Below are 17,837 nucleotides of genomic sequence, written 5' to 3'. Positions count from 1 at the left end.
GAGACGGCCTTGCAGCCGAGTTCGTCAGTCGGGCGCGGCCCGGAGGTGGGATTCCTCCGGGCCGTCGGGCCATCCAGCCACTAAGGGGCCACGGTCGCCTGCCAGGCCGATCCGGAGTGCTTGACGGTCGCCGCCGTCACCTTGGTGAGCTTCGTGTCGGGACCCTGGGAGCCACGCCCGGCACTCACGTCGACCGTCGTGGTGCTGCTCGCAGCGGCCCGGTTGTGGCTGTTCAGCCCGGTGGGCAGGAAGCGGGTCAGGAAGACGGGCGCGACGATCGCCTTGGCCGGGTCGGCCACCTTGAAGTGCCAGTCGAGGGTGGCCCGCGGCGACAGCATGCCGGCGGGGAAGGTGATGCCCGGACGGTAACGGTGGCGCGTGCCCGATCTTCGCGCGCCTGAGGGGCTGAAAGCGGCCGGAGAACCCCGGCAATACACCTGCCGCCCCCGGCACTTCGCGGATGCTCAGGCATACCGGCCATGGGCGGTCGCTCCGTGAACCGCCGGCGGCGTCGCCCTCAATCGAACGTCCGCCTCGGAGATCGGGACTCAGGCCGTGGCAGGAGCCCTCTTTCCATCGCCACCACGACCGCCCTCGTACGGTCGTTCACGTCGAGCTTGGCGAACAGGCGCAGCAGATGCGTCTTCACCGTGGCCTCGGCGATGACCAGGCGTCTGCCGATCTCGGCATTGGTGAGGCCGTCGGCCACCGCGTCGAGGACATCGGTCTCGCGATCGGTCAGCGGTTCCTGGGCCGGCCGGCGCATACGCGCCACCAGCTTCTCGGCGACCCGGGGAGCGAGCACCGTCTCACCGCGCGCCGCCGCGCGGATCGCGTCGACCAGCTGCTCTCGCGTGGTGTCCTTGAGCAGATAGCCGATGGCTCCGGCCTCCACCCCGCGTTCGATCTCCGCGTCCGTGTCGTACGTCGTCAGGATCAGGACCCGGGTGCGCGGATACCGGGCGACGATCTCGGTCGTCGTCGCCACCCCGTCCAGAACGGGCATCCGCAGATCGACCAGCGCGACATCGGGGTCGAACCGTTCCACCAGTTCGAGCGCCGCACGCCCGTCACCCGCCTCACCGACGATCTCGATACTGTTCTCGCCGGCGAGCAGAGCGACGACTCCGGCGCGCATCACGGCGTGATCGTCCACCACGACGATGCGCAAGGCCCCCTCGCTCATGCCTCCACCTCGTCCGTCGTGGGGATCGTCGCCAGAATCCGCGTCCCGTCGCCCACCGAACTCGTCACCGTGAGCCTCCCGCCCAGTTCCGCCAGTCGTTTGCGCATGCCGTCGAGCCCGAAGCCTGTTGATTCCGCCGTCACGAACCCGGTTCCGTCGTCGGTGATCTCCAGCTCCACTCCGTACGGACGCCGGACCAGCACCACGCCGACCGTGGACGCGCGCGCGTGTTTGCGCACGTTGGCCAGGGACTCCTGAGTGCAGCGCAGCAGTGCGATCCGGGTCTGCTGGTCGCACTCGAGGTCTGCCAGGTCGGCGTCCACGGCAAGCCCGGTGTCCTCCGCGAAGCGGTCCAGCGTACGGCGCAGAGTCTGCGCCACCGAACCGGCCGCCACCCGGCCGGGACCCGGCTGGCTCGCCGAACCGACCAGCTCCCGGGCCTCGGTGAGGTTCTCGCGAGCGGTGAACTCGATCGACCGGAGCTGCTGGGCACTGCGTGCCGGATCTTCGGACATGCCCGCCCGTGCCGCCTCGGCGAGCACGATGATCGAGGCGAAGCCCTGCGCGAGCGTGTCGTGGATGTCGCGTGCGATGCGTTCCCGTTCGTCCGCCGCGCCCTGTCGCTGGTGAGCCTCGGACAATCGTGCCTGCGTCTGCTCCAACTCCTCGATCAGGCGCGCCCGTTCGTTGCTCTGTGCGACGACCGAGTGCGCCCACAGGCCGATCAGCACGCCCACGGCGACCACGATCAGGGTGGACACCAGCGTCTCGCCGAAGAACTCCGCCGACCAGCCCTGCCGGACCAGACTGCCGGCCAGCGTGGCACCGGTGGCGAACCCGAGGAACCCCATCGAGGTCCTCGGGCTTCGCCCGAACATCCAGTAGTGCGGCAGCGTCACCATGAACAGCGCCGCATAACTGCTCCCGAGATACGCCAGCCCGCCGAGTGCGAGCACGAGCACCGAGAGGTAGACGTGCGGGCGTACGACAGGATTCCCCGGGAACCGGTCGAGGACCGCGTAGCACAGCACCACGCAGCCGAGCAGCGCCAGCGCCTTGTACTTGCTCCCGCCGGCCGGAGCCGTCGTCACCAGCCCGACGGCCATCGCACCGAACAGCGCCCAGCACACCGTGTTCCACCGGCGCAGCGACGTGGCCCAGAAGGCGTCGGCCAAGGGGTCGGCGAGAGCGGTCATGCCCATCAACGTACGTCGACCACCGATCGGCCGTCGGCGATTTCAGCCGAGGCCGCCGCTGTCCGCCCCGCCGCCCGCGAGGGCCACCAGCTCACGTCCCCGAGCAGCAGCATCACCGACGGCAGGACCATGATCCGGACGATGAAGGCGTCGAGCAGCACGGCCGCCGCGAGGACGAAGCCGATCTGCTTCATCTCGATGATGTGCAGGAAGACGAAGCTCACGAAGACGGTCGTCATGACCACCGCCGCACTCGTCACCACGCTCGCCGACCGGCGGATCCCGTCGAGCACGGCCTGCCGCGTCGGCACGCCCGCGAGCACGGCCTCCCGGATCCTGCTCACCACGAACACCTGGTAGTCCATCGAGAGCCCGAAGAGGATCACGAAGAGGAACAGCGGTACGCGCGATCCGATCGAGCCGGTGGAGTGGAAGTCCAACAGCCGCTCGGCCCATGATCCCTGGAAGACCAGGACGAGCAGTCCGAGCGCCGCCGCCGCGGACAGCAGGTTCAGCACGACACCGATCAGTCCCAGCACCACCGAGCGGAAGGCGTACGCGGTCATCACGAAGGTCACGAGCAGCAACGCCCCGAGAACCAGCGGGAGTTTGCTGTTCTGGTGCGCGGGATAGTCGGTGTACCGGGCGACGTCACCGCTCACTCCGAACTCCGCCCCGGCGACCCGGCCCACGGTCGCGGGCAGGTAGTCCCGACGCAGGTGGTCGAGGGAGTCGTACGCCTGCTCGGAATTGCCCAGGTACGGCACCTTCAGTTCGAGCGTGCTGATCCGGTGGTCGGTGGAGGTCCGGATGCGTGAGGCACCGGCGAACAGCGGGTCGGCGTCGGCGCGCCCAGTCAGTTCGCGCAGAGCGGCGGCGACCTGTCCGGAGCGCGCGGCGTCTGCTCGTACGACGACCTGGTGCGTGACGCGTTGGTCCGGGAACGCCGCGTTGAGCCGGTCGTACACGCGCATCGCGGGGATGTCCCGGGAGTGCGTGTCCCGGCTCATCTCCGTGATCTTCAGTCCGGCCAGCGGGGTGACGAGTGCGAGCAGGGCGAGAACGGAGACGCACAGGGTGGCCAGGGGGTGCCTGCTCGCCGGCCGCAACAGCGCGGCCCACACGCGGCCACCGTCGCCGTCCCGCGTCCGGCGAGCAAGCTTTCCCCTTTCGCTGCGGCGCCGCGCCCTGCGCTCCTCCCGCTTCCCGAGCTTGACCAGCAGCGCGGGCAGCGCCGTCAGTGAACTGGCCACCGCGACCAGAACGACCACGATCGTCCCGGTGGCCAGCGAGGAGAAGATGACGTCGGCGGCGAGATACAGCGTGGCGGTGGAGGCCACGACCGCGAGTCCGGACATCACCACCGCCCGGCCGGAGGTCGCCGCGGCCAGCTCCACCAGCGCCTCGGAACTCAGCCGGCCGCCCGCGCGGGCACGCTCCTCCCGCTCCCGCTTGAGGTAGAAGAGGGTGTAGTCGACGCCGACCGCGAGGCCGATCATCAGGATGACGTTCGTGCCGACCCCCGCGTCCGGGGAGAGGTGTGACGCCACCATCGACAGCCCGACGGCCGCCGCGATCGACGACAGCGCGAGCAGCAGCGGCACTCCCGCCATGGTCACGGACCCGAAGACGACCAACAGGGTGATCAGGGTGATGGGGAGCGTGATCTTCTCCGAGAGCGCCAGGTCGTCGCCGCGCTGCTGATCGACTCCCTTGCTGATGGAGGGACTCCCGGTCTCCTCCAGCAGCAGCCCCGGATACGACTTCCCCACGGCCTCGGTCTGCTCCACCAGCGCGTCGACCTTGTCCTTCGCGTCCCGCTCCTCGCCCTTCAGGGCCACCTCGACCATGAGGATCCGGCGATCCTGGGAGAGCTGCGGGTGGGCCACGCCCGCGACCTCGGGCAGCCGCCGCATCCGGGTGGTCAGGTCTCTCGCGGCGGCTCCGGCCGCGGCCCGGTCGACAGGCCCCGACCGTGTCCGAGCGGAGATCAGCACCTGCTCGGTGGACCTCCGCTCCAGGTGCCCCTCTGCGGCCATCGCCTCCGCCCGGCCGGCCTCGCCGACCCGGTAGTCGGCCGTCGTCGCGCTGTGTGTGCCGACGGCACTGCCGATCCCCAGGCACAGCACCACGAACACGAGCCAGCCGACGATGGCCCGCCAGGGGTGCCGAGCACTCCAACGCGCCATGCGCACAGTGATTGAATTCATGCCCAACAGCCTTGCTGGCCAGCACAGTTGGCTGACAGAGGTATCAAGTTGAACTTCACGTCCACCGATCGGTGGACACGAACCCCACCAGGCTCCCGCGGGCTGCCCTGCGCGAATCACACGGTGCTGGGCGCCAGGGCCGGAGGAGCCACTGTTGACCGTGGTTGTCCGCTCCGTGCCCGCCGAAACTGCAAGGGGGTGACAAGGCGGTTACCGCGTCGAGGTGCTCGCCCAGGCGACGCCGGAGGGCTTGGCCGCGCGGACGATGGCGGAGTGCATGCCGTCGGCGACCGGGTGCGTCGGGGTGATCTCGATGTCCGTGAAGCCGGCGGCCGTCAGGCCCTCGCGGTACTCGGCGAAGGACAGGGCGCCGGCGATGCAGCCGACGTAGTCCCCGCGCTCGGCCCGCTGTCCGGCGGTGAGGGTGTCGTCGGCGACGACGTCCGAGACGCCGACGCGGCCGCCGGGCCTCAGCACGCGGAAGATCTCGGCGAAGACGGCGGGCTTGTCGACGGACAGGTTGATCACGCAATTCGAGATGACCACGTCGATCGTGTTCGCGGGGAGCGGGATCGCCTCGATGGTGCCCTTGAGGAACTCGACGTTGGTCGCGCCCGCCTTCTTCGCGTTGGCGACGGCCAGGGCGAGCATCTCCTCGGTCATGTCCAGCCCGTACGCCCTGCCCGTGGGACCGACGCGGCGGGCGGAGAGCAGGACGTCGATGCCGCCACCGGATCCGAGGTCCAGGACCCGTTCGCCCTCGCGGAGTTCGGCCACGGCAGTGGGGTTTCCGCAGCCGAGGGAGGCGGCGACCGCTTCGGCGGGCAGAACAGCGCGCTCGTCATCGGCGTAGAGCGTGGAGCCGAAGTTCTCGTCTACCTCGACCGGCTGCGGCCCGCAACAGGCGGTGCCGCCCTCGGTCACCTGCACGGCGGCTGCGGCATACCGCTGCCGGACTGTTTCGCGCAGCTCGGTGGACTGCTCGCTCATGACGTCACTCCTGGGTGAGACGGGGAATCACAGCGCCCCGGAACGGCTTGTATTGACGTTCATTGATGCAACCTTGCGCCCTGGATCGAAGAACGTCAACATAGAAGCATGTCGAAACAAGAGCTTGAGGTGCTGGACCAGGACCCGGCCTGCTGCCCGGGACTGACGACCTCGCCGCTGGACGAGGACCTGGCAGCCGACCTGGCGAAGGTCTTCAAGGCGCTGGGCGATCCGGTGCGGCTGCGGCTGATGTCGATGATCGCCTCGCGCGGGGAGGGAGGCGAGGTCTGCGTGTGCGAGCTGACCCCCGCTTTCGACCTGTCCCAGCCGACGATCTCCCACCACCTCAAGCTGCTGCGGCAGGCCGGGCTCATCGACTGCGAGCGGCGCGGGACCTGGGTGTACTACTGGGTGCTGCCCGGCGTCCTGGAAAGGCTCGCAGCGTTCCTGACTGCGACGCGGACCGCAGGAGCCGACGCGTGAACGCGCCGCTCGGCCGCCGAATCGCTGCCGAGGCGATCGGGACCGGACTGCTGGTGACCGTGGTGGTGGGCTCGGGCATACAGGCGACGGAGCTCTCCCACGACATCGGCGTACAACTGCTCGCCAACTCGCTGGCCACCGTCTTCGGCCTGGGCGTGCTGATCACCCTGCTCGGGCCCGTCTCCGGCGCGCACTTCAACCCCGCCGTCACCCTCACAACATGGTTCAACGGCCGCCGTGATCCGCACGGTCTCACCCTGCGGGACGTCATCGCGTACGTGCCCGCCCAGATCGCCGGTGCCGTCACCGGCGCGCTCCTGGCCAACGCCATGTTCGCCGAACCTCTGGTCGAGTTCTCCACCCACGACCGTTCCTCCGGCCACCTGTTGCTGGGCGAGGTCGTCGCCACGGCCGGACTGATCCTGCTGATCCTCGGCCTGAACCGGATCGGCCGTGCCACGCTCGCCCCGGCTGCCGTGGCCTCCTACATCGGGGCCGCCTACTGGTTCACCTCGTCCACCTCGTTCGCGAACCCGGCGGTGACCGTCGGCCGCGCCTTCACGGACGCCTTCGCCGGGATCGCCCCCGCCTCCGTCGCCCCCTTCGTTGGCGCCCAGGCGCTCGGAGCCGTGCTGGGCCTGGGGGCCGTCGCAGCGGTCCACGGCCGCCCCGCCCCCGCACCGGACCCGGTCGCCGTCCCGCACGGCGAACCGGCAGCCACCACCTCCTGACCAGCCCGTTCCCCCGAGAAAGCCCCTGCCCATGAGTTCTGCCGTCCAGCGCCCGTCCGTACTGTTCGTCTGCGTCCACAACGCCGGCCGCTCCCAGATGGCCGCCGCCTTCCTGACTCATCTCGCGGGCGACCGCGTCGAGGTCCGCTCCGCCGGATCCGCCCCCGCCGACACCGTCAACCCCGCCGTCGCGCAGGCGATGAACGAGGTCGGCATCGACATCTCCGCCGAGACCCCCAAGATCCTGACCACCGAGGCGGTCCTGGCATCGGACGTCGTCATCACCATGGGCTGCGGCGACACCTGCCCGGTCTTCCCCGGCAAGCGGTACCTCGACTGGAAGCTCGACGACCCGGCCGGCCAGGGAGTCGAGGCAGTGCGCCCGATCCGGGACGAGATCAGGGCCCTGGTCGAGGGCCTGATCACCGAAATCGCGCCGACCCGAAGGGGGCTGCGGCAGCGCCGGTGAGACCTTGGCCTTCGAGTCGGGTGGAAGATTCACCCTCGACGTCGTGACGACCTGCCGCGCCTCGCAGCCGCCCCCGGCGGCTCGCCCTGCGGCATGCGGCGAGCCGGCGTGGCGGGCGCTCCGGCGACGAGCGGCAGGAGGAGGCCGCCGCCGGGCTGGACGCCACCGTCCGCAAGGCTCGGGCCGCTGCCGCGCGGAGAGCGCCCGACTTCTGGTGGAGCGGGTGACGAGAATCGAACTCGCGCTCTCAGCTTGGGAAGCGACGGCGCTTGGCCCGGCATATAGGAGCTGACCTGCAGAGATACTCTCCTTCCTGGAGGGCACGGCGGCATCGGTGAGCGTGGTGCGGCGGCGCGCGCGGGCCCTGCCGCGTGGTTGTCGGCGGTTCTGGAGCCGTGCGGCCACGCGCGGTCGCGTTCGCACACGTGCGGGACTGCCGGGTGCGGCTCACGGCTCATTGCCGAACCATCGGCCCTACAGGACGCGGACAGCGCGTGCGGCCCACCACGATCCGGGTGCCAGATCCTTCGCTGTTCCAACCCACAAAGGACGCGTCATCTGCTGCACCCTCGAGTGCCTCACCAGCCGAGCGCGTCCTCGTCGTCCTGCGCGTACCGGGGCGGCGCGACCGGGGGCGCATCGTGGCAGGTGAAGCCGAGCCGGGTCAGTGCCCGGCGCATCTCGGCCACCGTGAAGTCCCGGCGGTTCTGCCTGGTGATCACTTCTCCGACCTGCATCACGGGGTAGGGGCGACGGTCGATGGTCACGGACACGCCGGTGACGGGTTCGGGCGTGATGCCGCTCATGGACTGTTCGACCTCCCCTTTGGTCAGGTCGAAGGGGAAGCGGGCGATGACACAGCGCATGGATGCCTCCACAGGGGTGGGGAAGAAGAAGGCCGGAGAAGTCCGACCGCGCGACGGCGATCAGGGGGTGAGCGCGAGCACGCCCAGGGCGTAGCCGTGCTCGTCGACCACGGGGGACACGTCCAGGGTCCGGCCCCGCATGGCGGCTTGCGCCTTGCCGAGTTCGGCCATGGACGGGGTGAACGGTCCACGGTCGAGCGGGATGTCCCGCAGCCGCGTCCGGTCGCTGAACCACGAGCCGCCGCGGTGCGCGGCGAGCTGGGCCCGGGTGACCAGCCCCGTGCACCGCCCGTCCTCGTCCTGGAGGAGGAGGTGCGGGACACGAGCTCCGATGAGCACGGACAGGGCCACGTCGACCGCCATGTGGTCGTCGACCTGCGGTCCCGGAGCGTGCAGCATGGCGTCACGGGCGGTCAGACCGGTGCCGTGGGTGTTGTCGGCCTGCTGCGTTCGGGGCGGAAACGGCGTCAAGGGCTTCTCCTCGTCGTCGGGGCGGGCAGGACGGACGACAGCCCGTTCCGGCCGCAGGGAGCGCATCCCCGGATTCGGGCCATGGATGGTTCTCCCGAGCAGGCCGACGGCCCCGGGCGGCCACGCTGCCCCGGCGATGCCGTCCTGCGGATCCTTTGCCCTCGCGTCGTCCGTCGACGGATGCGGCGAGGGCCACGGGCACGCCGGAGGGGGCCGGGCGCCGGTGATGCGCTGCAGTTCGGCCTCGCCCGGGCGGATCCGGACGGTACGCGGAGCGATGCCGGCATCGGCCATCAAGCGGTCGACCGCGCGACGCTGGTGCGGGAGGACGAGGGTGACGACCGTGCCGGACTCGCCGGCGCGTGCCGTACGGCCGCCGCGGTGGAGGTAGTCCTTGTGGTCGCCGGGAGGGTCGACGTTCACGACGAGGTCGAGGCCGGCGACGTGGGTCGCGTCCCGGCGTGGCGACGACGACCTCCGCGCCGCCGCGCAGCGCGCTCGCCTGACGGCCGATCGACACGCCGCCCACCACGGTGGCGAGCCGCCGGCGCAGGGCACGCGCGTACGGCGCGAGCGCGTCCATGACCTGCTGGGCCAGTTCACGGGCGGCACGAGGACCGGGGCGAGCGGCTGCCGGCGCGGGATGGGGCGGGCGCCCGGGCCGGCCGTTCGTCCGGTGCCCGGACGGGGGCCCTGGAGGCTTGCCCCCTGCGTGCGGAAGCGGCTGCCGGAAACGTCGCCGGTACGACGGGGCGGTTCATGGCGGAACCTTCCTCGATGCGGCGTATCGAGGAATTCCGTTCGGCAGCAATGGCCGCACAAGGATTCGCAAGAATGCCGAAGAAAAAAGCGCGAAGAGCCGGTCTTTCCTGTGCTGAAGCCGGAGTTTCCCACGGTCCGGAAACTTCGAAAAGCAGGCAGAATACACGGACTGGGGCCCGCACCCCAAGAGTGCGGTCCCCAGTCCGTGATGCGCGAACCACTGGCTCGCGACGATTCGCGTCAGTGTCAGGCGGCGACGATGTTCTCGGCCTGCGGGCCCTTCTGGCCCTGCGTGACGTCGAAGCTGACCTTCTGGCCTTCCCGAAGCTCGCGGAAACCGCCGTTGCTGATGATGTTCGAGTAGTGGGCGAAGACGTCAGCGCCGCCGCCGTCCTGCTCGATGAAGCCGAAGCCCTTTTCCGCGTTGAACCACTTCACGGTGCCAGATGCCATATTGAATCTCCCTTGGAGCAGTGCCGGACCCCGCACTTTGCGGAGTCGAGTCGCCGCGATGATCACCTCTCCGGAAAGATACCGGAGAGCTCTGCAAAGAGAAATCCCTGGCAACCAAAACTGCAACTGCTATCACGTTAACACAGGCCGGAGGGAAAAGGTCAGGCGCCTTTTGGGGGGCGTCCGATAATTCTCATCCCGCTCCGGTGCGTATTTCTGTGGTGGCGAGACTAGGTATCTGCGCCGCGCTCGTCCAGCTGCCGACGTATTTCCCGGTTCAGCCGGAGGGCGTCGTCGAGCTGGTTCTCGAGAGAGACGATGCGGCACGCGGCCTCGATGGGAGTGCCCTGGTCGACCAGCTCACGGGCGCGGACGGCGACACGCGACTGGCGGCGGGAGTAACGGCGGTGCCCGCCGTCCGAGCACAGGGGGGTGATCAGCGCGGCCTCGCCGACGGCCCGGAGGAAGGCGGGGTTGGCGCCAAGAACGTCGGCGGCCCGCCCCATGGTGTGAGCGGGACAGTCGTCGTCGTCGAGGTTGCCGGAGGCAGGGGCGTTCTCAGCGGGCATGGCACCTTCGTTTTCGGAGACGCGGCGAGGGACCCCGGTGAGCCAGGCACCGGTCTCCGAAGGATCCGGCACCGTCCTCGTCGTGCGGCAACCCTAACTCCGGCATGCATGGAGATGTGGGCTCGCCATGACAGACTTCCTCTCCGCCCTCGGGCCGCACTCGGCTCGCGGAGTGGCACGGTTCCGGTGTCGGACCGGCGGCGGCGACGAGCAATGCGACGGCCCGCCCGGTCGCCTGCGGTGGCAGGACCAGCAGGTACCTGCGCCCATGGCCGTCCTCCACGACGTCTCCCGAGGCGCTTTGTCACCCGGCGGGTTACCGATCTCGAAGTCGATGCCGCCCATGGCGTGTTGCTCCTCGGCGTGACGGACGGGTGTGACGGTCACTGTCACCGGGCGAACGACGCCTTTCGACCGACACCCCGGCTGCCCTCCCGGCCCGAGGTCCCGGCGATGGTCGTGGCGGTCGTTGTGGCGGTCGTCCTGGCGGGAGTCGTGGCGAACGCCCTGACAGTGGGCGTGGCTGCGCGCGGTGGCGCGGCTCCAGGCGGTCGTGGTGCTGCTTCTGTCCGGGCTGGTCGACTACGTCGGCGGCGCGTTCGCCGCCACCACGGCCGGTCCGGTCCTGATCGGATCCGCCCTACCGGCGTGCGCCGCCGTCCTGTGCGGGCGCCGGCCCGGTACGGGGGCCTGACGGCGGTGAGCGGTGTTGTGGCGGCGGTGTCGCCGGCGGTCACGGCCGCCCTGCCGATGGCACTCGATGCGGGCCGACCACCGGGTGACGGAAGCGAACATCGACACGAGGTCGATGACCTGGTGCGACTCCTTGTGGATGCGACGCGGGGACCCCTGGGCGGCCAGGGCCACCATCGGCGCGCTGTTGGTCATGACCGTCCGCGGCGCCGAGAAGCGGATTGATCGCGCCGGGCCCCGCGGGCGCCGGAGTGGCCGTCGATACACCACTCCCGCGGACGCTCACGGACGGGGGCGGGACCGCTGGTGCCGGAGCATGACGACCGGCGACGGTTCAGTGCTGGGTGCCGGCGGACCAGAGGGTGGTGCCCTGGTAGACCACGCTGACGTCGCCGTCGGTACCGAAGTACAGATAGGCGCCGTCGTGCCCGGAAGTCACGGAGCTCCAGACACCCCAGGTGTCTTTGTCGTAGACGACGAGGTTGCCGTCGGCCTGCATGATGGCGCGGTATCCGGTGCCCGAGGTGCCCGAGGACCAGCGCCGGTGGTGGTCCTCGTCGTAGACGACGAGGTTGCCGTCGGTCTGCATCGTCATGGTCGTCCGGTTGGTCTGCCAGGACTCGCCCGGCATCAGCTGCTGGTCATGTCGCACGGTCAACGTCGTCCATTCGGGCGAGGTCGAGGCCGTCTCGCCCGGGTCCGGGGCCGCCGCCTTGCCCGTAGGGGCCGTCGTCTTCGTCGTCTCGGCGCCGAGCCCGGCCGAGGGGCTTGGTGACGGCGGCGCGGCGGTCCGTGTGGGTGAAGGCGAAGAAGCCGCCGCGGCGGGTGCTCGGTGCGGGGGCGGTGATGTCGAGGCGGCGGAGGACGCGTACGGCTCGGCGATCGCTGTGCTGCCTGCCCCGGCGCGGGGCTTCGTGTCGACGGCGGGGGCGCCGGCCGCGGTTTCACTCCGTTCGGAATCTCCTGCAACCCGGTCACCCGACCACGGTCGCCACCCTGTGGTTGCCACAGCGGGACATCTCCGGCCCGGAGAATCTGGCGGAGGTGGACGCCCTGTCCTTCACACCCTGGCGGGTCACCGCCGAACACGCCCCCTTGGGCAACATCATGCGGGCTCACAAAGAGGTCTACCGGCGCTCCTCGACCGAACGCCACAAGCTCGGCCAGCAGCCGCGCACCGAGCCGCGCAGTATGGACGACGCGATCAAGGACGCGGGACCTGCGCCTGCTTCGAGCGGTCACGCGCGCTGAGGCTTTCCTCAGGCCGTGGTGTGCCATCCGGGTTCCAGGCTGTCGAGGAGGGTACGAAAGGCCTCCTGGGTCTCGTCCCACCGGCCGTTGGCCAGCGGGGTGATCACGAGGCCGAGGGTGGCGCCGGTCAGGAGGGTGGCCTGTGCCCGCGCGTGGTCCTGTGTCATGCCGAGGTCATGGAAGACCGAGGTGAGCAGGGCCGTCCAGTCCGTGACGACGTCGTGCATGACGGGCCCGTAGCGGTCCGGGTGCAGCACGCTGGCGCTCATGATTTCGAGGTAGAGGGGGAGCGCGGCGCGTACCCCGGGGTCGCTGAACTGTTGCCACACCTCCTCCATGAGGCGGCGCAGGCCCGCGGGGTCCGTGGGCGGGCCCACGGTCTTCAGCAGCTCGCGGGTGCGCAGGAAGGGCCGACGCTCGTAGACGCCGAGGGCCTCGGCGACCATGCGTTCCTTGGTGCCGAAGTAGTACAGGAGCATGCGGTCGCTGGTGCCCAGGGCCTTGGCCAGCGGGCGCAGCGACAGGTCCGCGAGGCCGTTGCGCATGACGTACTCGCGGACCCGCTCCAGAAGGTCGCGTCGCTTGGCCGGATCGGGTCGACGGGGCATGGGGGCTCTCAGGGGGGTACGGGCCGGCGTCTCACGCATCCGAATTGCGGCTTTTATCGTGTTTTTACTGTAGCAGTGGTTACGTATATGGGTGAGATGTAGCGACTGCTACGCGCAAAGCCCGGCGCATGCCCGGCGCGTTCAGCGGCGGACCGTCCGGCCGCCAGAGAAGGGACTGATCGTCATGGCCACCCGGGCCATCGGCTACCGCATCGTCTTTCCGTGGGGAGCTGGGTCTTCCGAGGCCGACACCCCCTCGCGGCTCGCCCGGCAGTGGGCTCTGTGGTCCCGGATGCTCGCGCCGCTGCGACCGCTGGACGCGCCGCGCGGCCGGGCCACGGCCTGGGACGCCTCCTGGCCCCTGCGGCGGGAACCGACCTCCGTGCGCCAGGCCCGACGACTGGTGACCGCGCAACTGGACGACTGGGCCGTCGGCGATCTCGCCGACACGGCTGAGCTGCTGGTCAGCGAACTGGTCACCAACGCCCTGCGGCACACGCGCGGATCGCTCAGGCTCAACCTGCAGCTGCGTCACGCCCGCCTGCTGTGCGAGGTCGAGGACACCGAGACCGCCTGCCCCGTACGCACCGCGGCCGACCCGGACGCGGAGGGCGGCCGGGGCATCGAAATCCTCGACCTGCTCGCGGACGCCTGGGGCAGCGTTCGCACCGCAACCGGCAAGACCATGTGGTTCGAGTTGAAAGCCGACGACCCTCGTCACGGTACGCAGGAACCGTGACGCCGGTGGCGGCCTTGCCCTTGCGCTCCGAGTGCGGCACACCCGCGCCGCCGGATGGCGCGGATTCCTGGCGACACGGGGCACACGGGAAAACAGGGAACACGTGGACGGCGGGGCGACGCGCGGACGAGACGAGCGGTGAGCAGGGCGCCGACGCGATCACCCGGGAGGCGAGGACATGCCGGAAAGGAGTCGGGCGCGGCCGGGAGGTGGGATCCCTCCGACCCGTCGGATCTTCAGGGGGCAACGGCCTCAGCCGATGGCGTACGCCCGGTACACCGTCTCCACCGAGCGGTCCCCGGCGGAGTCCGTCACCTCCGAGCGCAGGGCGACGGCGCCGGATGCCGGGTTGTGGACGGTCGCCTGCCAGGCCGATCCGGAGTGCCTGACGGTCGCCGCCTTCCAGGTCTTGCCGCCGTCGGCGGACGACCAGACCCGGACGGACTTGGCGGTCACCTTGGTGAGCTTGATGTCGGGGCCCTGGGAGGCGCGCCCGGCCGTCACGTCGACCGTCGTGGTGCTGTTCGACGCGGCCTGGTTGTGGCTGTTCAGCCCGGTGGGCAGGAAGCGGGTCAGGAAGACGGGCGCGACGATCGCCTTGGCCGGGTCGGCCACCTTGAAGTGCCAGTCGAGGGTGGCCCGCGGCGACAGCATGCCGGCGGGGAAGGTGATGCCCGGACGGTAACGGTGGGCGTCGACGGTCAGCCGGTACCAGCCGGCGGAGCGGATGCGGGCGTCGAACTCGGCCGGCCCGATGCGCCAGTCGGTCAGGGTCTGCTTCTTGACGGTGGTGCTGCCCTTGGACAGGACCACCGTCTCCTTCGTTGTGTCCCCCCAGTCGCCGCCGATGTCGAGGTCGCCGATCAGGGCGTCCGCAGAGAGGGTCACGGACTTCTGCCCGAGCAACGGCAGATTGTGCATCGGGCCCCATGCGGCCCGGCCGAAGGACTGGGTGAGGCTCTGCCCCGCCTTCACCGTCCTGAGTTTCGGGAAGCCGCCGCTGACGTCGTCGCCGTTGCTGCCGACGATGTCGTCACGTGGCTGCCAGGTCCCGGGAGTCAGATGGACGGTGGCGCTGTAAGGGGCGTTGTCGTCGCGCACCTGGGCCATCAGGTCGGTCGTGCAGTCGTCGGTCTTCGGCGCCGCCTGGAGCGCGGTGTCGACCTGAGTGCCCATCTCCGTTCCGCTGCGCACCGAGAAGCGCATCGTCGCGAGCCCCGACCGCTTGAACGACCCGCCGGGCGCCGCCGGGATGCCCGTGGTCTTCTTCACGGCGACATAGCTGTCGTCGCCCGACCACTGCGCGAGGTACCCGAACTGAAGCAGCTTGGAGGAGTTCGGGATGGCGTAGAGGGATCCCTCGTCGTTCCAGCCGCCCGCACTGAAGGCGGAGGGCATGTCCATGCTGGCGGCGCACACCTGCGCGCTGATCCGCGGCGGGCCGGTCACGTCGGCGGGCGTGTCGAGTGACACCTTGACGGCCTTGCCCTTGCGCGCGTCGAGCGTCACCGACTTGCTGCCCGACACCTTCACGACCTGCGCGCCGATGGTGTCGGTGCCCAGACCGTCGGTGGCGCTCTCGTAGATGTCGGTCATCGCGAGGTAGCGCCCCGCCGGCAGGCTGATCCGCTTGCCGGACTTGACGCTGTACGTCTGACCGGACGGCACGGCGACGACGGTGACCGTCGTCGCGACCTTGCCGCCGTGCCGCCCCAGCGTGGTGACGGTCAGCGAGCCCGACGCCGCCTGCGCGGAGGCGGCCGAAGCGACCAGCGGTACCAGCGCGGCCACGCCGACGAAAGCGAGCGATCTCCGTCGCACCATCAACAACTCCCCCTCGAATCCCCCACGTTCACCCATCATAGGCGCGCCACGCACAGAGCAGTTCAAGCCAGGAGATACACCCGATCAAGGTGTGACAAAGAAAGATCACGTGGTCTTGGCACCGGGGTATGGCCGTTATCCATGAGCAGCAACGAGACCGGCTCACCGCCCGGACACGACGGCGTGCGGCGGAACCGGTGAAAGGCCGCCGATGGTGGTCAGCAGTCCTCGCGGCCATTGTGGAGGGCGGCTTCGGCACCCGTGGCTGCTTGGTCTGAAGCACCCTCGCCACCTACGAACGGGACTGCCGCACCCACCTTCGGCCCGGTCGCCGTAGAACCCGCGACCGGCCGGGCCAGGTACGGTGGCCGAGGGGGTGCGTGGCCCGCAAGCTCTACCGCCGCTTCAGGGCCCGCTGACTCCCGTCGCGACGCGCGGCCTGGCATACCAAAACCGCTGTTGACCGTGGGAGTCCGCTCTTACGGGCACGCCGTGGGCTGGTTCTGGCAGTGCGCAGCCCCATGAACGGTTGCGCTCGCACATGTGGAGCGCTATGGGTACGGCTCGGCCGGCCCACACCGGTTGTCGCCGGTCACCTCGCGGCGACAACCGGGCGGAGCGGGCCGTACCGGTCCCGTGGGGCTCACGGCTTCTTGCCGAACCGGCAGCCTCTACGGGAGCGGGTTCACGTGTCCGGCCCGCTCACAGACCGAGTGCCAGATCCTCGGCTTTCCAACCGTGGGCGGCGCATGAATCGCGGTGGCTCCCGAAACCGTCACCAGCCGAACGTGTCCTCGTCGTCTCGCGTCTCCCGGAGCGGCGCAACCGGGCGCGCTTCGTGGCAGGTGAGGCCGAGCCGGGTCGGCGCCCGGCGCATCTCCACCGGGGCCGCGAACCTCATTCCTTCTCCCCTGCCGTGCCCCCGAGACGACCGGTGCGGGCGAGCGCCAGCATCCGCGTGGCGGTCAGCCGGTTCTCGGGGTCGTCGACCGCGGCCAGCAGCTCGGTGGCCGTTCCGGCGGACTCCTCGGGCGGGACCACCAGCAGCACCCAGCGTCCCACGGTGCCGCAGTCCAGGGTGATGACGTGTGCCTCGCCTCCGGGACCAGTCGGCTCCACGGGGATCGCCCGGCCGGGCGCCATGACCGTGTGCGGGGCGCCGGGCCATTCGGCGGGATCTACGGTGACCCATACCTCGGCGTCCGGGTCCGGTTCCAACGTGCCGACGAGCGAGGGCAGTTCAAGTTCCAGGGCGTCGCTGCGCGGCCACCATGCCCCGTCCAGCGGGCCGTGGCTGACATCCCGGGTGAGGGTCAGGCGGGGCATGGGCATGCGATACGTGTGCGCGTCGGCAGCGGACGCGCCTGCGCCCGGCGTTCTGCTGGTTCCCATCGTGCGGTCCCGTCCCGGGCGCCATGGGAACGGCCACCCGTTGCGTCACTCGCCGGGAACGGCACCGCCGACCACGCTGCGCGAAAAGCTCTCGGTGTGGTCAGGCTACTCCTGGTCGTGGAGGTGCGGACGGGGCCGATCCTCCTGCTCCTGTGTCTCTCGCTCCTCTCGCTCCTCCTCCCGTTCCTCCATCAGGCGAATGCCCTCGTGTGTCAGCGAGACGGCGGCCGGGGTCCGGTGCGAGGTCCAGTCCACGTTGATCAGGCCCTCGTCGGCCAGGTAGACGCAGGCGGCGGAGAGATCCTCGTCGGGCAGGCCCAGCTCGGCGCGGAGCGCCGATCCGCTGACCTCGGGTCGGTTGTGTTCCACGGCCCCGTACAGGGATCGCAGGACCGCCTTCCGGTTGTTCTTGCGTTCGCGGAGTTTCGTCATGTCTGTCGTTCTCCGAGGTGTTGCTCCGAGGTGTGGGCGGCCGTGTGGGGACGGCCGGGACGACCTTCCTGGACTCACGGACCCGGGTCACACCTCATCGGTGTGTGCCGGCGCGTGCCCCGTCGACTCACTGGTCGCGAGCCACGACCGTGCGGGTTCCGCGGTGCGGGCGGTGTCGAGGGTGAGATGGAGCCTGGTCCCTCCTCCACGTCCGGCGGGGTAGCTGCGCTGCTCGGTCGAGGCGAAGCAGCGACGGAGGACGTCGGCCACACGTCGGGCGACCTCCGGGGTCGAGGCGACGATGCGTACCTCGGCGTGGCTCTCGGAGGGCACGGGCTCGTAGTTCATGCGGACCTCCTGGCGGGCGACGGGCAGGACCGGGGCGCGTCGCTGCCCGACCCCACCGGGAGACGGTGCGGAGGCTGCCGCGGCGCGTTTCCGCGCGGGCCCATCCGAGTTTCCGGACGCCCCCCCTTTCTGAAGGGTATGCCGGGGAAGACCGCCCGCGCGTG

22 protein-coding genes and 1 pseudogene are annotated in these 17,837 nt (G+C 70.2%); 6 read left to right on the top strand and 17 right to left on the bottom strand.

Features of this window, described 5'->3' with window-relative positions; all coding sequences use genetic code 11:
* Positions 1-80 precede the first annotated feature (80 nt).
* From ACFZDK_RS12455 to arsM, 5 genes are all read right to left on the bottom strand, one after another.
* Entirely contained in the window at positions 81-338 is a 258-nt protein-coding gene (locus ACFZDK_RS12455) for a hypothetical protein (protein ID WP_390971972.1), read from the bottom strand.
* Positions 339-517: 179 nt separating this feature from the next.
* Complete coding sequence (locus ACFZDK_RS12450; protein WP_390971971.1) at positions 518-1,186, bottom strand: response regulator; 669 nt, start codon at positions 1,184-1,186, stop codon at positions 518-520.
* Positions 1,183-2,382: a histidine kinase gene (locus tag ACFZDK_RS12445; RefSeq protein ID WP_390971970.1), complete on the bottom strand. Its 1,200-nt coding sequence runs from the start codon at positions 2,380-2,382 to the stop codon at positions 1,183-1,185. The genes ACFZDK_RS12450 and ACFZDK_RS12445 overlap by 4 nt, the downstream gene beginning before the upstream one ends.
* A gap of 5 nt (positions 2,383-2,387) precedes the next feature.
* Complete coding sequence (locus ACFZDK_RS12440) at positions 2,388-4,592, bottom strand: MMPL family transporter (RefSeq protein WP_390971969.1); 2,205 nt, start codon at positions 4,590-4,592, stop codon at positions 2,388-2,390.
* Positions 4,593-4,802: 210 nt separating this feature from the next.
* Entirely contained in the window at positions 4,803-5,582 is a 780-nt protein-coding gene (arsM, locus tag ACFZDK_RS12435; protein WP_390971968.1) for an arsenite methyltransferase, read from the bottom strand.
* Between the two features lie 108 nt (positions 5,583-5,690).
* Here arsM and ACFZDK_RS12430 point away from each other — a divergent pair, with 108 nt between their 5' ends.
* Genes ACFZDK_RS12430 through ACFZDK_RS12420 form a run of 3 tightly spaced genes read left to right on the top strand, consistent with a single transcriptional unit; the run spans position 5,691 to position 7,265 of the window.
* Positions 5,691-6,065 carry a metalloregulator ArsR/SmtB family transcription factor gene (locus tag ACFZDK_RS12430; protein WP_390971967.1) on the top strand — a complete coding sequence of 125 codons (375 nt, stop codon included), beginning with the start codon at positions 5,691-5,693 and terminating at the stop codon, positions 6,063-6,065.
* Positions 6,062-6,796 (top strand): aquaporin, encoded by a 735-nt coding sequence (locus ACFZDK_RS12425; protein ID WP_390971966.1) that lies wholly within the window; start codon positions 6,062-6,064, stop codon positions 6,794-6,796. Before ACFZDK_RS12430 ends, ACFZDK_RS12425 begins: the two co-directional genes overlap by 4 nt.
* Before the next feature lie 31 nt (positions 6,797-6,827).
* Positions 6,828-7,265: an arsenate reductase ArsC gene (locus ACFZDK_RS12420; RefSeq protein ID WP_390971965.1), complete on the top strand. Its 438-nt coding sequence runs from the start codon at positions 6,828-6,830 to the stop codon at positions 7,263-7,265.
* A 578-nt stretch (positions 7,266-7,843) separates the two neighbouring features.
* Here ACFZDK_RS12420 and ACFZDK_RS12415 read toward each other — a convergent pair.
* The 5 genes and pseudogenes from ACFZDK_RS12415 to ACFZDK_RS12395 form a co-directional block, all read right to left on the bottom strand.
* Complete coding sequence (locus ACFZDK_RS12415) at positions 7,844-8,131, bottom strand: SCO5918 family protein (RefSeq protein WP_390971964.1); 288 nt, start codon at positions 8,129-8,131, stop codon at positions 7,844-7,846.
* A gap of 60 nt (positions 8,132-8,191) precedes the next feature.
* Positions 8,192-8,530, bottom strand: a complete 339-nt coding sequence (locus ACFZDK_RS12410) for a hypothetical protein (protein WP_390971963.1) — start codon at positions 8,528-8,530, stop codon at positions 8,192-8,194.
* Between the two features lie 175 nt (positions 8,531-8,705).
* A pseudogene (locus ACFZDK_RS12405) lies at positions 8,706-9,289 on the bottom strand (DEAD/DEAH box helicase); the annotation flags it as partial.
* 321 nt (positions 9,290-9,610) lie between these two features.
* Positions 9,611-9,817 (bottom strand): cold-shock protein, encoded by a 207-nt coding sequence (locus ACFZDK_RS12400; RefSeq protein WP_181807290.1) that lies wholly within the window; start codon positions 9,815-9,817, stop codon positions 9,611-9,613.
* A 230-nt stretch (positions 9,818-10,047) separates the two neighbouring features.
* The gene (locus tag ACFZDK_RS12395) at positions 10,048-10,386 is read right to left on the bottom strand and encodes a MerR family transcriptional regulator (protein WP_390971962.1); all 339 of its coding nucleotides are present in this window, start codon (positions 10,384-10,386) and stop codon (positions 10,048-10,050) included.
* Between the two features lie 532 nt (positions 10,387-10,918).
* On the opposite strand from ACFZDK_RS12395, the gene ACFZDK_RS12390 reads away from it, so the two are divergent.
* On the top strand, positions 10,919-11,080 hold the full coding sequence (locus ACFZDK_RS12390; protein ID WP_390971961.1) for a hypothetical protein: 162 nt from the start codon (positions 10,919-10,921) through the stop codon (positions 11,078-11,080).
* Between the two features lie 333 nt (positions 11,081-11,413).
* On the opposite strand, the gene ACFZDK_RS12385 is transcribed toward ACFZDK_RS12390, so the two are convergent.
* Positions 11,414-11,731, bottom strand: a complete 318-nt coding sequence (locus tag ACFZDK_RS12385) for a hypothetical protein (RefSeq protein ID WP_390971960.1) — start codon at positions 11,729-11,731, stop codon at positions 11,414-11,416.
* A gap of 350 nt (positions 11,732-12,081) precedes the next feature.
* On the opposite strand from ACFZDK_RS12385, the gene ACFZDK_RS12380 reads away from it, so the two are divergent.
* Positions 12,082-12,330, top strand: a complete 249-nt coding sequence (locus ACFZDK_RS12380) for a hypothetical protein (RefSeq protein WP_390971959.1) — start codon at positions 12,082-12,084, stop codon at positions 12,328-12,330.
* A gap of 8 nt (positions 12,331-12,338) precedes the next feature.
* Here the strand turns inward: ACFZDK_RS12380 and ACFZDK_RS12375 are convergent, their stop codons facing one another.
* On the bottom strand, positions 12,339-12,938 hold the full coding sequence (locus ACFZDK_RS12375) for a TetR family transcriptional regulator (RefSeq protein WP_390971958.1): 600 nt from the start codon (positions 12,936-12,938) through the stop codon (positions 12,339-12,341).
* 184 nt (positions 12,939-13,122) lie between these two features.
* On the opposite strand from ACFZDK_RS12375, the gene ACFZDK_RS12370 reads away from it, so the two are divergent.
* On the top strand, positions 13,123-13,677 hold the full coding sequence (locus tag ACFZDK_RS12370; protein ID WP_390971957.1) for an ATP-binding protein: 555 nt from the start codon (positions 13,123-13,125) through the stop codon (positions 13,675-13,677).
* A 252-nt stretch (positions 13,678-13,929) separates the two neighbouring features.
* On the opposite strand, the gene ACFZDK_RS12365 is transcribed toward ACFZDK_RS12370, so the two are convergent.
* The 5 genes from ACFZDK_RS12365 to ACFZDK_RS12345 form a co-directional block, all read right to left on the bottom strand.
* Complete coding sequence (locus ACFZDK_RS12365; protein WP_390971956.1) at positions 13,930-15,501, bottom strand: hypothetical protein; 1,572 nt, start codon at positions 15,499-15,501, stop codon at positions 13,930-13,932.
* 775 nt (positions 15,502-16,276) lie between these two features.
* Entirely contained in the window at positions 16,277-16,402 is a 126-nt protein-coding gene (locus tag ACFZDK_RS12360; RefSeq protein WP_390971955.1) for a hypothetical protein, read from the bottom strand.
* Positions 16,399-16,827 carry a DUF5994 family protein gene (locus ACFZDK_RS12355; RefSeq protein WP_390971954.1) on the bottom strand — a complete coding sequence of 143 codons (429 nt, stop codon included), beginning with the start codon at positions 16,825-16,827 and terminating at the stop codon, positions 16,399-16,401. Before ACFZDK_RS12355 ends, ACFZDK_RS12360 begins: the two co-directional genes overlap by 4 nt.
* A 171-nt stretch (positions 16,828-16,998) precedes the next feature.
* A complete protein-coding gene (locus tag ACFZDK_RS12350) occupies positions 16,999-17,325 on the bottom strand; it encodes a hypothetical protein (protein WP_390971953.1) in 327 nt (108 codons plus the stop codon).
* 87 nt (positions 17,326-17,412) lie between these two features.
* The gene (locus ACFZDK_RS12345; protein ID WP_390971952.1) at positions 17,413-17,673 is read right to left on the bottom strand and encodes a hypothetical protein; all 261 of its coding nucleotides are present in this window, start codon (positions 17,671-17,673) and stop codon (positions 17,413-17,415) included.
* Positions 17,674-17,837: the final 164 nt, after the last annotated feature.

The sequence above is a fragment of the Streptomyces sp. NPDC007901 genome, from assembly GCF_042959465.1.
In the GTDB taxonomy this organism is placed as follows: Bacteria; Actinomycetota; Actinomycetes; order Streptomycetales; family Streptomycetaceae; genus Streptomyces.
This window is presented reverse-complemented; position numbering and strand designations above follow the sequence as displayed.

Coding starts and splice junctions, on each gene's coding strand:
- ACFZDK_RS12375 (WP_390971958.1), bottom strand. CDS start 12,938: ATGCCCCGTCGACCCGATCCGGCCAAGCGACGCGACCTTCTGGAGCGG.
- arsM (WP_390971968.1), bottom strand. CDS start 5,582: ATGAGCGAGCAGTCCACCGAGCTGCGCGAAACAGTCCGGCAGCGGTAT.
- ACFZDK_RS12430 (WP_390971967.1), top strand. CDS start 5,691: ATGTCGAAACAAGAGCTTGAGGTGCTGGACCAGGACCCGGCCTGCTGC.
- ACFZDK_RS12450 (WP_390971971.1), bottom strand. CDS start 1,186: ATGAGCGAGGGGGCCTTGCGCATCGTCGTGGTGGACGATCACGCCGTG.
- ACFZDK_RS12410 (WP_390971963.1), bottom strand. CDS start 8,530: ATGCTGCACGCTCCGGGACCGCAGGTCGACGACCACATGGCGGTCGAC.
- ACFZDK_RS12365 (WP_390971956.1), bottom strand. CDS start 15,501: ATGGTGCGACGGAGATCGCTCGCTTTCGTCGGCGTGGCCGCGCTGGTA.
- ACFZDK_RS12395 (WP_390971962.1), bottom strand. CDS start 10,386: ATGCCCGCTGAGAACGCCCCTGCCTCCGGCAACCTCGACGACGACGAC.
- ACFZDK_RS12420 (WP_390971965.1), top strand. CDS start 6,828: ATGAGTTCTGCCGTCCAGCGCCCGTCCGTACTGTTCGTCTGCGTCCAC.
- ACFZDK_RS12400 (WP_181807290.1), bottom strand. CDS start 9,817: ATGGCATCTGGCACCGTGAAGTGGTTCAACGCGGAAAAGGGCTTCGGC.
- ACFZDK_RS12350 (WP_390971953.1), bottom strand. CDS start 17,325: ATGACGAAACTCCGCGAACGCAAGAACAACCGGAAGGCGGTCCTGCGA.
- ACFZDK_RS12440 (WP_390971969.1), bottom strand. CDS start 4,592: ATGAATTCAATCACTGTGCGCATGGCGCGTTGGAGTGCTCGGCACCCC.
- ACFZDK_RS12360 (WP_390971955.1), bottom strand. CDS start 16,402: ATGAGGTTCGCGGCCCCGGTGGAGATGCGCCGGGCGCCGACCCGGCTC.
- ACFZDK_RS12345 (WP_390971952.1), bottom strand. CDS start 17,673: ATGAACTACGAGCCCGTGCCCTCCGAGAGCCACGCCGAGGTACGCATC.
- ACFZDK_RS12415 (WP_390971964.1), bottom strand. CDS start 8,131: ATGCGCTGTGTCATCGCCCGCTTCCCCTTCGACCTGACCAAAGGGGAG.
- ACFZDK_RS12355 (WP_390971954.1), bottom strand. CDS start 16,827: ATGCCCCGCCTGACCCTCACCCGGGATGTCAGCCACGGCCCGCTGGAC.
- ACFZDK_RS12455 (WP_390971972.1), bottom strand. CDS start 338: ATGCTGTCGCCGCGGGCCACCCTCGACTGGCACTTCAAGGTGGCCGAC.
- ACFZDK_RS12370 (WP_390971957.1), top strand. CDS start 13,123: ATGGCCACCCGGGCCATCGGCTACCGCATCGTCTTTCCGTGGGGAGCT.
- ACFZDK_RS12445 (WP_390971970.1), bottom strand. CDS start 2,382: ATGACCGCTCTCGCCGACCCCTTGGCCGACGCCTTCTGGGCCACGTCG.